Genomic DNA, 11,604 nt, shown 5'->3' on the forward strand with positions numbered 1-11,604 from the left:
CGGGCCCCAGCCACGAGACGGGCTGCCGTGCCCCGCGGCCCGGCTCCAGGTAGTCGTCGCTGCCGCCGGTGCCCGCACCGGCGCCGCGCACGGGGTTGGTGCGGGTGAACGGGTTGGTGCGTGTGAACGGGTTCGTGCGCGTGAAGGGGTTGAGGCCGACGGGGTCGATCGACAGCACGTGCTCGAGGCTCGTGCGCGGCATGGTCGACCGCGACAGGCGCCGTGCCCGCTGCAGCACCCGCCAGGCGTCCGGCGCCACGGGCGACTCGCCCCTGGCCGGCTCGTCGGGCGTGGTCAGGCGCGCGCGCAGGAACCCGGCGACGCCCGGTACCAGCTCGTCGCCGCCGACCTCGCGCTCCGCCGATTCGATCTCGAGCCGCCAGCCGAAGGTGTCGGCGGCGTCGCGCAGCGTGCGCACCTCGCGGTCGTACGCCTCCTGGTCACCGACGGTGCGCGTGATCAGCAGGCGTTCGGGCAGGTACGCGGTGGGGAAGGCGCGGATGCCGTCCACGGGTTCCGTGCTCGGGTCGAGAGCGGTGCCGCGGCGGATCGATCCCTCCGCGCGGTCCTGCCACGTCCATCCCTGGGGCTGCTCCATCGGTCATCCTCTCCGTGCGGGCTCCATCGCCCGCCGTCACAGCTCGAACTGCGGGGTCTCCAGCGTGCGTTCCTCGTCGCCGTCGAGCGTGGTCAGCCGCACGCGGCTGAGCCCGGGCGGGACGTCGTCGAACTGGAAGCGCCCGGTCTCCGCGGGCGTCGTGGTGCGCGTGCGGTCGCCCTGGGCCAGCACGATCCTCGCAGCGGTGGTGTCGACCCAGCCGTCGACGCGGCGCCGTCCGGACGCGGTGGTGGTCACGTGCAGCAGGATGCTCGTGGTGCCGTCGCTGAACTGCAGCGTGAGCGCGTCGGCGTCTCCCCGCACGGCGCCGAGCTGCCCCTCCACGAGGGTCAGCAGCGCGTACTCGCGGTTGAGCCCGTCGGCGGCGACCGCGGCGACCATGCGGTCGATCAGTCCGGCCGGCACCGGGTCGATCTCGTCCCACACGGTGCGCAGGCGCGCGAACAGGCGGGCGTCGTCGTGATCGCTCATGAGCGTCCCCCTCCGGTGTGCGGCGCCGGGGCGTCGAGCAGGTCGCGCAGCTTGGCGAGGCAACGGCTGCGGGTCGGCCCGATGCTGCCGACGGGCATGCCGAGGTCGGTCGCGAGGCGGGCGTAGTCGGGGCGGTCGTCGAAGGCGATCACGCGGAGCAGGCGCTGGCACCGCTCGGTCAGGCGGCGCACGGCGAGCCAGAGTCGGCGGTTCTCGTCGCCGAGCGTCGCGTGGTCCTCGGCCGAGGCCTGTTCGGGCAGGAGGGTGTCGAGGTCGTCGGCCTCGGTCGTGTCGATGCGGCCGTTGGCTTTCGCGGCCTTCCACGCCTCGCGGCGGGCGGTCGTGGTGAGCCAGGCCGACACGGCGCGCGGGTCGGCGATCGAGCCGTGACCGCGGACGAGCCGCAGCCACGTGGTCTGCACCACGTCTTCCGCGAGGGTGCGTTCGAGCCCGTAGGCGCGGACGACGTGCCAGAGCACGGGCGACAGCAGTCGCACGAGCTCATCCATCGCGCGGCCGTCGCCTTCGCGCCATGCGCCGAACAGGTCAGCGGCACGTTCCCACCGTGCCCGGCCGTCGTCGGATGCAGGATCGAGGGGGGCGGCGCCGGAGGCACCGTCGATCATGAAGCCCATTGTGATCACACCTACCAGGAGCACGGCAAGAGCCCGGTGATACATGAGGGCGGGCTTTCCACAGCCGGATCGTGGATGGTATCGTTATTGATACCATCCACGATCATGGGATCTGTGGAAGGCCTCGTTGCACGCATGCGGGCGCAACCGAAAGGCGTGCGATTCGCCGACCTCGTGAAGGTTTGCGATCATCACTTCGGAGAGCCGCGGCAGCGTGGCACCTCCCACCGCGTGTATCGAATGCCTTGGGCAGGAGACCCGCGGGTGAACATCCAGAGCGATCACGGAACGGCGAAGGCCTACCAGGTCCGGCAGGTCCTGGCGGCGATCGACAGACTGAAGGGAGCGGGACATGTCGACAGTGAAGCCTGACCACTACGCATACCGCGTTCGATGGTCCCCGGAGGACGCCGCGTATGTCGGCACGGTTGCCGAGTTGCCTTCGCTGTCCTGGGTGTCGGAGGACCAGGGCGACGCGTTCCGGGGTATCCGACAGCTCGTCGCCGATGTGCTCGACGACATGACGGCGAACGGGGAGGAGCCGCCGGTGGCCATCTCCGACCGCTCCTACTCCGGCAAGTTCCTGGTTCGGCTCACACCGGAGGCGCACCGTCGGCTGGCGATCGACGCGGCGGAGCAGCACGTGTCGCTCAACCGCTTGGCCGTCAGTCGACTGATCGGCGCCTGACTCCCGCCCGCCCTCGCGCTACTCGGCCGCGAAGGTGGCCGCGTGCTCGGCCCACCGCGCCTCGACCGGGAGGGCACGCAGCGCGCGATTGCCGAGCGCGAGCGCGGCCGCGACCAGGCACAGGCCGGCGCACACGAGGATCGTGCCCTCGCGGCCGAGCCAGGAGAGCCCGAACCCGGCGATCAGCGGGGCCAGGGGCATCGCCCCCATCGCGAGCACCCCGATGGCACTGTTCGCGCGGCCGAGCAGCCGCGAGGGTGTCGCGACCATGAAGTAGCCGAGGAGGGCGGCGTTCAGCGCGGGGAGCAGCAGGACCGACGCGCCGAGCACCACCGCGATCGCCCAGGGCTCGCGCACCGTGGTGAGCGCGACCGCGCCGAGCGCGACCACGGCGAGGCCGCCCACCGTGAGGATACCCGCGGGGACGCGCGGCACGAGCAGCGGCGCCAGCACGGCCCCGACCAGCATGACCGCGCCGATCACCGCGCTCAGGGTGCCGATCAGCAGCTCGGAGTGCCCCGCCTGCTGCAGCGCGTAGACGACGGTCGTGATGGCCGCGTTGAACCCGAGGTTCACGATGGTGAGGATGATCATCACGCCACCGAGGTCGCGGCGGGACAGCAGCCAGGTGAAGCCTTCCCGCAGCTCGCGCCCCGCGTGGGGACGCAGGGCCGGCTCGTCCGCCGGTGCGTCGTCGTCCTCGGCTCCGGTGTCGGCGATCCCCGCCCGCCGCGTCTGCCGGCGCAGCATCCAGGCGGTCACCGCGGCGACGGCGTGGCACAGCGTCATGACCGCACCGACCACCCAGCCGCCGAGGCCGAGGAGCAGTCCGCCCAGCGGGCCGCCGGCGAGCTGGAGCGCCGCGTCCCTGCCCTGGTTCGCGGCCTGGGCGCGGCCCATCGCCTCGTCGGGCACGATCTCCTTGAGCGCGCTCTCGCCGGCCACGTCGAACAGGCCGCTGCGGGCGGCGAGCAGCACGTCGATCACGAGCAGTGACGTGAAGGTGAGGGCGTCGCCGATCGCGAGCAGAGTGAAGGCGCCCGCGAGGACGATGCCCAGCAGGGAGCCGAGCAGCATGAGGACGATGCGCCGGTGGCGGTCGGCGAGCACGCCCCCGGCGAGCGTGAGCAGCACGCGGGCGACGAGTCCGGCGGCGCCGATGATGCCCGCCTGCGCGGGGTCGTTCGTGATGAGGAGCGCCAGGAGCGGGACGGCGAAGCCGAACAGGGAGGCGGCGAGCCCCTTGCTGGTGTCGCTCACGAGCCAGGTGAGGTAGCGGGTGTTGCGCCACAGGCGGTGGGGGGTGGTGGCGGTGGTCATGGCTCGACCATAGATGCGCAACATAAATTGCGCAACTGGAGGTGCGCAATTGTCCGCCGGTAGGATCGGGGCATGGCCGACGACGCGGGGACGAGCGCGGGCGACGACGCCGTCTTCATGACCTCGGCGATGCTGAAGGCCTACTCGCATCCGCTGCGCCGCCGGATCCTGCGCCTCATCGCGCGCCGCGAGCACCTGCGGGCCGCCGACATCGCCGCCGAGCTCGGCGTTCCCGCGAACAGCGCGAGCTTCCACCTCCGGGTGCTCGCCGACGCCGGACTCATCGAGGAGGCTCCCGACCGCGCGCGCGACCGCCGCGACCGGGTCTGGACCGGACGCAAGCGCGCCCTCAACCTCGGCGACCCGCAGAACCCGGTGGCCGATGAGGCGCTCGGCGGCGCGGTGGTCGCCGCCCTGGCGGAGGAGCACGGCGAGCTGGTGCGCCGCGTACTCGCCTGGAGCCCCGAGTACGTCGCCGGCCGCACGACCGAGGTGCACGCGTCGTTCGTGCAGCGCACGATCCGCCTGACCGAGGCCGAGTTCGAAGACGTGATGCGCCAGGTCAACGACGTGCTGTCGGCGGCCGACGACGCGCACGACGCCACAGACCCCGACGGTCGCTACTGGCAGCTCGACATCGTCGTCGCCGACGACACCATCTGACTCACCCGTCGCCCTGACTCACCCGTCGCCCTGGCTCACGCATCGCCGTGACTCACGCGTCGCCGTCCGGGCGCTCGCCGCTGAGGATCAGGATCCTCCGCAGGTGCATCGCCGTCAGCACGCCGGGACCCATCGTGCTGCGCGCGTCGAACGTGCGGTCGTCCACACGCTCCAGCAGCAGGCGGATCGCCCGCGCGGCCTCACCCCGCCGGCGGTGCGCCTCGCTGGAGCCGGGATCGGATTCGGCGATCACGTCGGCCACCGCGTGACAGGCCGCCGACAGGGGCTCGGGCAGCGCGGGGTCGAGCGGGATGGCGGCGGGCCGGTCCCAGATGGTGTCGGCGGTCGCATCGGCGATGTCGCGGATCAGGTGGGCGATCCGGTCGAGCGTCGAGAGGTCCTCGTGGATGTGCGCTGTCCCCACGTGCCGGCGTCGCGCGCGTGGGTTGTACCGCACGCTCTCGTCGGCCTCGGCCAGCGCCGCCCGCAGATCGGCGGTGGTCTCGGCGAGGGACGCCGCGTCCTCCGCCCACTGCGCGGTCTCCGGCGGCCACGACTCCGACACCGCGTACCCGATGTCGTGCAGGTGCTCGCCCAGCTGCGTGCGGAAGGACTCCACCCTCGACGCAGCCGCCGCGGCGAGCGGTGCGGGCGCGATCAGCAGGTTCACCAGGAGCCCGATCACCACGCCGACGGCCATCTGCGCCAGGTACCCCACCGAGTAGTCGTCGGCGTTCTGTCCCCCGATGATCAGCACGAACAGCGCGGCCATCGGCACGTACTCGCGCCCGGCGCCGAACCACCCCGTGCCCGACAGCAGCACGCCCAGACCCACCACGAGCGGGATGGTCCACCACGTCGGACCGACGGTGAGCACGATCAGGGCAGCCAGGCCGATGCCCGCGGCGAGCCCGAACAGCGTCTGCAGGCTCGAGCGCATCGAGCCCATCAGCGTCGGGTACATGCTCACCAGAGCACCGAGCGGCGCGTAGTACGGATACTCGTCGGTGACGCCCGGCATGTGCGGCGCGACGGCCCACGCGAGCCCGACCGCGAGCGCCGTCTTCGCCACGAGCAGCAGCCGCGGCGGTCGCACGGCGTCGCGCAGGGTGCGCGAGAGGTACGACCGGCGTTCGCGCAGGCGCAGGCGCGGGTGGTCGCGGAGGCGGCGTTCCTCGGGCGTCACGGCATGCTCTCTCCTCGGACGGGCGGGTTCTGCTCCTGGACGTTACGCGCGAACGGACGGCGGAGGAGTGGGGTTGCCTCCGCTGCGGTCTGCGGGTAGTGCCCGGACGCACGGATGCCGCGGCCCGCACCGAGTGCGCGGCCGCGGCATCCCTCGTGCCGGGTGGTCCGATCAGGGGATGGTCCGCCGGAAGGCGAGGAACGAGACGCCGGTCAGGACGGCGGTGATCACCAGGCCCCACACGGCCAGGCCGAGGGCGCCGAGGTCCATGATCGTCGCGCCGACGTGGTTCCACAGGTCGAGCCGTGTCGCGAGGAACACCAGCCCCACCAGGATGAGCCCCAGGCCGATGCTCACGATCAGCAGCACCAGCTGACCCCAGCTCTTGTAGATCGTCGCGCCGGTGAAGCCGACCACGAAGAAGAACAGGGCGAGCGTGAAGAACACCACGAAGGCGCCCAGGGGTCCCGCGTCCCACAGCCACGGCAGGTAGAACAGGTAGCCGTTGACCCCCCAGCCGTCGGTGAGCATCTCGATGCCGCCGCCGATCAGGAAGAGCACGCCCATGATCGCGCTGCCGAGGATGGCCGTCAGCATCGTGCCGAAGAAGAACTCCCGGCGCGTGATGCTCATCGCCTGCGAGAACGGGAACGTGAGGGTCATCGCCGACATGCCCACCGCGAAGAAGTACCAGAGCGGCGCCTGGCCGCCCCCGCCGTACTTGGGGGTGTCGACGGGGATCATCGCGTAGATCAGGATCGAGATGATCGTGGCCGCGCCGAGGATCATGAGCGGGTACCAAATGAAGGTGCCCTTGTTGATCAGCTGCAGGCGGATGACGTTGAACGTGCGCATCAGCGGACCTCCTCCTTCACCGCACCGGCTCTGTCGGCGGCGGCGTCGTTCTTCTGGGTGAGCCGGACGACGAGCTGCTGCAGCGACACCGGCGTGAGGTCGAGGCCCGCGGCGACGACCGCGGAGCGCTCCTCGGGCGAGAGCCGGCCCATGACGGTGACCGAGGCCACCCGGCCGAGCTCGTCGCGGTGCAGGATCTCGCGGCCCTCCGCCCAGGCGTCGACCTTCGCGGCCTCGCCCACCACGGTCACCGCGCGGTCGCGCACGGCATCGGTGTCCTCGTTCAGCAGGATCCGTCCGTTGTCGATCACGATGACCTTCTCGATGAGGTTCGACACCTCGTCGATCAGGTGCGAGGACAGGATGATGGTGCGCGGGTGCTCCGAATAGTCCTCCACTAGGCGGTCGTAGAAGATCTGCCGGGCGACCGCGTCGAGCCCGAGGTACGGCTCGTCGAAGAAGGTGATCTCGGCGCGCGAGGCGAGTCCGATGATCACGCCGACCGCCGAGAGCTGTCCACGCGACAGCTTCTTGATGGTCTGCTTCATCGGCAGCTGGAACTCCGCGATCAGCTCGTCGGCGAACGCCTGGTCCCAGTTCGGGAAGAACAGGCTCGCGGCCTTGAACGCGTGCTTGGGGTAGGCGTCGTCCGGGTACTTCTGGCTCTCGCGCACGAAGCAGATGCGGCCGAGCACGTGTGCGTTCTCGTACGGGTGCTCGCCGAACACCTTCACGGTGCCGGACGATTCGAAGTTCTGGGCCGTGAGGATCGACATGAGGGTCGTCTTCCCGGCACCGTTGCGGCCGAGGAGCCCGTAGATCGAGCCCGCTTCGAGGGCGAGCGAGACGTTGTCGAGCGCCCTCTTCTCCTTGTAGCGCTTGGTGAGGTTCTGCACCTCGATGACGGCGGTCATGCGGGGTTCTTCCCTTCTGGGGTGGGGGTGTGTGCGGCGCGCTGCCGGAGCAGGTCCGCGAGGTCTTCCGCGCCGAGGCCCAGCGTGCGGGCCTCCGCGAGGAGCGGGTCGATGTAGCGGTCGGCGAAGGCCGCGCGGCGCTCGCCGAGGAGCAGGTCCCTGGCGCCTTCCGAGACGAACATGCCGATGCCTCGGCGCTTGTGGAGCACTCCCTTTTCGGTGAGCATCGCGACTCCCTTCGCCGCCGTGGCGGGGTTGATGCGGTAGAACGCGGCGAGCTCGTTCGTGGAAGGGGCCTGCGCCTCCTCGGCGAGTGAGCCGTCGAGGATCGAGTCCTCGATCTGCTCGGCGATCTGGAGGAAGAGCGGCTTGCCTTCTTCGATCACGAGTCCTCCGCTGGGTTGGTGGGTTACTTACTCGACTAAGTAACCATGTAACCCACGCGTATGTCAACCCTCCGGATCGCGACGATCAGCTCCGGTCGTGCCGCGACTCGTGCCACTCCTCCACGATCTGCCGCATGCGCGCGGACAGGAACCGGAAGAACGCGGCCAGCTCGACCGCCCGCGCCTGCGCGTCGGGATCGTCGCCGTGTGCGCCCGCGATGTCGTCGATGTACTCCGCGAGCCGCGCGTACACGGGAAGGTTGCCCAAGATCGAGCGGTAGAAGGGATCGTGCACGAACGCGTACCGGTCACGGCGCTCACCCGGCCGCGGGCGCCGCTGGATGAAGTGCAGCTGCTGCAGGTAGCGCACCGCCCCCGACACCGCCGCGGGGGAGACGCCGAGCCGCTCGGCCAGCTCGGCCGCGGTGTACCCGCCCTCGGGCGCCGCGACCAGGGCCATCATCACGCGCGCCGGCATCCGCGGCATCCCCGCCGCCGTGAGCATCGCCGCCGCCTGCTCCGCCGGTTCCACGCCCCGGTGCTCGCGCTGCGGCTCGGCATCGCCCGCCGTCGCGTCCGACCCGTCGTCGGCGTTCGCGGCCTCCCCGCCCGGTGCCCGCGTCATCGCACTACCCGCCCGTCGCGAGCTCGCGCCGACGCATGAGCGCCAGGGCGCCCGCCGTGGCCCCGGCGACCACGAGCACGAGCCACCACAGCCCGCGCACGTCGACGCCGTCGCCGTCGACCACCGGGGTCACCGCGAACGGGGAGAGGTTCGCGCTCCAGTCCGGCAGCCCGAACAGCGGGCCGAACATGCCGAGCAGCGCCGCGAGCAGGACCAGGATCCACGCCACGGGGATGGTCGCGCGCGGCAGCACCACGAATACGAGGGCCGTGAGCGCCACGAACACCACCGCCGCGACCGCCTGTCCCGCGCCCGCCACGGCCACGATGCGATACAGCTCGCTGTCGCCGTCGCGCGACCACACGCCGAGCCAGCCACCCAGCACGGCGGCGGCGACCACGATGAGCACCGCGCCCACGCCGACGATCACGTGGTCGGCCAGCCAGCGCACCCGTCCGGCGGGGGTCGAGAGCACGAGCTCGACCGTGCCCCGCGCCTCCTCCTGCCGCGCGCGCACCACGGTCTGCACCGCGCAGCAGGCCGCGAGGATGCCCAGCAGCGTGAAGAACACGGTCACCACGACCTCGTCGAGCCCGCCGGTCGCGCCGCCGATCTTCTCCAGGATGTCGGTCACGGCGGGATTCTCGCCCGCGATCTGGTCGACCACGCCGCCCAGGGTCGTGGCGAGCAGCCCGGTGAGCAGTCCGCCGACCGCCCACCCCACGGCCGCGCCCGAGGTGAGTCGCCACACCAGCGCGTGCGGCGACGAGAGGGCGGGCCGCGCCGCGGAACGGCCGGGGCGTTCGGCCACGAAGCCCGCGTCCACATCGCGCAGGCCCTGCAGTGCCAGGGCCCCGGCGGCCAGGACGAGGCCGAGCGCCAGTCCCAGGACCGCGGGCCAGGCCGCATCGACGTCGTACGGACGCGTCTGCTCCGCCCAGCCGAACGGCGACAGCCACGCAGGCCAGGCGCTCGCGATCGCGGTCAGCTCGTCGTTCGGGGTCCCGGCGGCGTTGCCGATGCCCCGGAGCAGGAAGGCGGCCACGAGCACCCACACCGCCGCGGAGTTCGCGCCGCGCGACGTGCGCAGCAGCTGCGCCGCGAGCAGGGCGATCCCGAGGAAGGCGACGCCGCAGGAGGCGGCCGCGGCGCCGGAGAGCAGCGAACCGGCGACGGGCAGCCCGGTCGCGAGCAGGGCGACCGCGGTCAGTGCACCCAGCACGACGTTGGCGAGGAGGCCGTGCACGATCGTCGCGACGGTGGGAAGGTGTCGTCCGGCGGGCGTCGCCCACACGAGCTCGGCGCGCCCCGACTCCTCGTCACCCCGGGTGTGCCGCACCGCGAGGAACGTGCTCATGAGGGCCGCGAGCATCGCCAGCCACGGCAGGATCTCGAAGGCCAGGAACGCGCCCTCCGAGGTGCCGGACGGCAGGCCGCGGAACATCAGGATCACCGGGTTCGCGAGCGCCGCGGCCAGGATGTTCTGCCGGTCGGCCAGGGTCGAGTACGACTGCGTGACGCCCGCATACCCCGCGAACGCCATGAGCGCCGTCCCGAGGATCCACAGCGGCACCTGCACCCGGTCGCGGCGGATGCGCTGGCGCAGCAGCACCCCGAAGCGGTCCATCACGCACGACCCTTCGCGTGGCGGGAGCGCCGGGTGGACGGCTCCCCGTCGGACCCGCCGTCCTCCGCCGCCTCGAGCGTCGCGAGGTCGTCGCCGTAGTGCCGCAGGAACAGCTCCTCGAGCGAGGGCGGAGCCACGCGGAGGTCGGAGATCCCGAGCGTGGCGAGGGCGGGCAGCACCGCGGCGGTGCGGTCGCTGTCGACGGTGAGGCGGAAGCGGTCGTCGTGCACCGTGGCGTCGTGCACCTCGGGGATCGCGGCGACGCGGTCGAGCGGGACACCCGGGGCCGTGAACGACACGTCGCTGCGGGTGAGGTGCCGCAGGTCGGCGAGCGTGCCGGTCTCGACGATGCGCCCGGCGCGGATGATCGACACGCGGTCGCACAGCTGCTCGACCTCGCTCATGATGTGGCTCGACAGCAGCACGGTCGCGCCGTTCTCGTGGGCCCGCGCGACCTCGCGCTGGAAGATCACCGCCATGAGGGGGTCGAGCCCGCTGGTCGGCTCGTCGAGGATGAGCAGGTCGGCCGGCACGGCGAAGGCCGCGATCAGCGCCACCTTCTGGCGGTTGCCCTTCGAGTACGCGCGGCCCTTCTTCCGCGGGTCGAACTGGAAGGCCTCCAGCAGCCGGGCCTTCTCGCGCCGGTAGGCGGCGTCGTGCGTGCGGGCTCCGCGCAGCCGGGCGAGCAGGTCGATGGCCTCGCCCCCGGAGAGGTTGGGCCACAGGCTCACGTCGCCCGGAACGGAGGCGATGCGCCGGTGCAGCTCGACGGCCCGACGCCACGGGTCCTCGCCGAACACGGTCACCGCGCCCCCGGTGCGGCGGGCGAGGCCCAGGAGGATGCGGATCGTGGTGGACTTGCCCGCGCCGTTCGGCCCGAGGAATCCGTGCACCTGACCGGACTCGACGCTCAGGTCGAGACCGTCGAGGGCGTGCACGTGCCCGTAGTGCTTGGTGAGGCTCTGGGTGGCGATCACGGTGCTCATGCGCGGGAGCGTACGCCCGCTTCACGAACTTGTGAATCCGGTGAAGCGGACGCATGCGGAATCCTTACGGCGCCCGCGTACAGTGGGCTGGTGCCGGAGTTCCCCTACGCCCGCCTGCGCCGCTGGCCCGACGTCGAGGCCGAGAACCTCCAGGCGCACGACGCCACCGACCTGCTGCTCGCGTCGCGGGCGCTCGACAGCGGGATCACCGGTGCCGAGACCGCCGTGATCGGGGACGAGTACGGCGCGATCACCCTGCCGCTCGTGGCGTCCGGGCTCCGGGGGATCCGGGTGCACCAGGACCTCGCGACCGGGCGCCGCGCCCTCGCCCGCAACGCGGAGGAGCTGGGACTCGACGGCTTCACGACGCACGAGCTCGACGAGACGCTGCTGCGCGGGACACGGCTCGTGCTGCTGCAGCTGCCCAAGGCGCTCGCGGAACTGGAGCAGATCGCGGATGCGGTCGCCCGCTGGGCCGCGCCCGACGCGGTGCTCGTGGCCGGGGGTCGCGTCAAGCACATGACCCTGGCGCAGAACGAGGTGCTGCGGCGGAGCTTCGGGGAGGTGCAGCCGCAGCGGGCCGAGCGCAAGTCGCGGCTGCTCGTGGCGTCGCGGGCGTGCTGTTCGCC

General features: G+C 72.0%; 13 protein-coding genes and 1 pseudogene. 3 read left to right on the forward strand and 11 right to left on the reverse strand.

Annotated elements, in window-relative coordinates; all coding sequences use genetic code 11:
- From DW299_RS07765 to DW299_RS07775, 3 genes and pseudogenes are all read right to left on the reverse strand, one after another.
- Window positions 1-598, reverse strand: a pseudogene (locus DW299_RS07765) (hypothetical protein); the annotation flags it as partial.
- 36 nt (window positions 599-634) lie between these two features.
- Entirely contained in the window at window positions 635-1,090 is a 456-nt protein-coding gene (locus DW299_RS07770; protein WP_136032244.1) for a hypothetical protein, read from the reverse strand.
- Entirely contained in the window at window positions 1,087-1,716 is a 630-nt protein-coding gene (locus tag DW299_RS07775) for an RNA polymerase sigma factor (RefSeq protein WP_240744591.1), read from the reverse strand. The genes DW299_RS07770 and DW299_RS07775 overlap by 4 nt, the downstream gene beginning before the upstream one ends.
- Window positions 1,717-2,077: 361 nt before the next feature.
- Between DW299_RS07775 and DW299_RS07785 the strand changes: the two genes are divergently transcribed.
- Window positions 2,078-2,413 carry a type II toxin-antitoxin system HicB family antitoxin gene (locus DW299_RS07785; protein ID WP_136032239.1) on the forward strand — a complete coding sequence of 112 codons (336 nt, stop codon included), beginning with the start codon at window positions 2,078-2,080 and terminating at the stop codon, window positions 2,411-2,413.
- Window positions 2,414-2,431: 18 nt separating this feature from the next.
- On the opposite strand, the gene DW299_RS07790 is transcribed toward DW299_RS07785, so the two are convergent.
- Window positions 2,432-3,733 (reverse strand): MFS transporter, encoded by a 1,302-nt coding sequence (locus tag DW299_RS07790; RefSeq protein WP_136036252.1) that lies wholly within the window; start codon window positions 3,731-3,733, stop codon window positions 2,432-2,434.
- A 72-nt stretch (window positions 3,734-3,805) separates the two neighbouring features.
- Between DW299_RS07790 and DW299_RS07795 the strand changes: the two genes are divergently transcribed.
- Window positions 3,806-4,396, forward strand: a complete 591-nt coding sequence (locus DW299_RS07795; RefSeq protein ID WP_136036253.1) for a winged helix-turn-helix domain-containing protein — start codon at window positions 3,806-3,808, stop codon at window positions 4,394-4,396.
- A gap of 52 nt (window positions 4,397-4,448) precedes the next feature.
- Here DW299_RS07795 and DW299_RS07800 read toward each other — a convergent pair whose 3' ends face one another.
- From DW299_RS07800 to DW299_RS07830, 7 genes are all read right to left on the reverse strand, one after another.
- A complete protein-coding gene (locus DW299_RS07800) occupies window positions 4,449-5,582 on the reverse strand; it encodes an FUSC family protein (protein ID WP_240745343.1) in 1,134 nt (377 codons plus the stop codon).
- Between the two features lie 171 nt (window positions 5,583-5,753).
- Complete coding sequence (locus tag DW299_RS07805; protein ID WP_136036254.1) at window positions 5,754-6,437, reverse strand: hypothetical protein; 684 nt, start codon at window positions 6,435-6,437, stop codon at window positions 5,754-5,756.
- Window positions 6,437-7,351, reverse strand: coding sequence for an ABC transporter ATP-binding protein (locus DW299_RS07810; RefSeq protein WP_136036255.1), 915 nt, complete (start codon window positions 7,349-7,351; stop codon window positions 6,437-6,439). Before DW299_RS07810 ends, DW299_RS07805 begins: the two co-directional genes overlap by 1 nt.
- Window positions 7,348-7,737 carry a GntR family transcriptional regulator gene (locus tag DW299_RS07815; RefSeq protein ID WP_136032229.1) on the reverse strand — a complete coding sequence of 130 codons (390 nt, stop codon included), beginning with the start codon at window positions 7,735-7,737 and terminating at the stop codon, window positions 7,348-7,350. The genes DW299_RS07810 and DW299_RS07815 overlap by 4 nt, the downstream gene beginning before the upstream one ends.
- A gap of 85 nt (window positions 7,738-7,822) precedes the next feature.
- Entirely contained in the window at window positions 7,823-8,362 is a 540-nt protein-coding gene (locus tag DW299_RS07820) for a GbsR/MarR family transcriptional regulator (protein WP_136036256.1), read from the reverse strand.
- 4 nt (window positions 8,363-8,366) lie between these two features.
- On the reverse strand, window positions 8,367-9,989 hold the full coding sequence (locus DW299_RS07825) for an ABC transporter permease (RefSeq protein WP_136036258.1): 1,623 nt from the start codon (window positions 9,987-9,989) through the stop codon (window positions 8,367-8,369).
- A complete protein-coding gene (locus DW299_RS07830) occupies window positions 9,989-10,975 on the reverse strand; it encodes an ABC transporter ATP-binding protein (protein WP_136032225.1) in 987 nt (328 codons plus the stop codon). The genes DW299_RS07825 and DW299_RS07830 overlap by 1 nt, the downstream gene beginning before the upstream one ends.
- A gap of 90 nt (window positions 10,976-11,065) precedes the next feature.
- Between DW299_RS07830 and DW299_RS07835 the strand changes: the two genes are divergently transcribed.
- A partial coding sequence (locus tag DW299_RS07835) for a 23S rRNA (guanine(1835)-N(2))-methyltransferase RlmG (protein ID WP_522731638.1) occupies window positions 11,066-11,604 on the forward strand: 539 nt, incomplete at its 3' end.

Origin of the sequence: Microbacterium sp. K35 (genome assembly GCF_004794375.1) — a bacterium.
Lineage (GTDB): Bacteria > Actinomycetota > Actinomycetes > Actinomycetales > Microbacteriaceae > Microbacterium > Microbacterium sufflavum.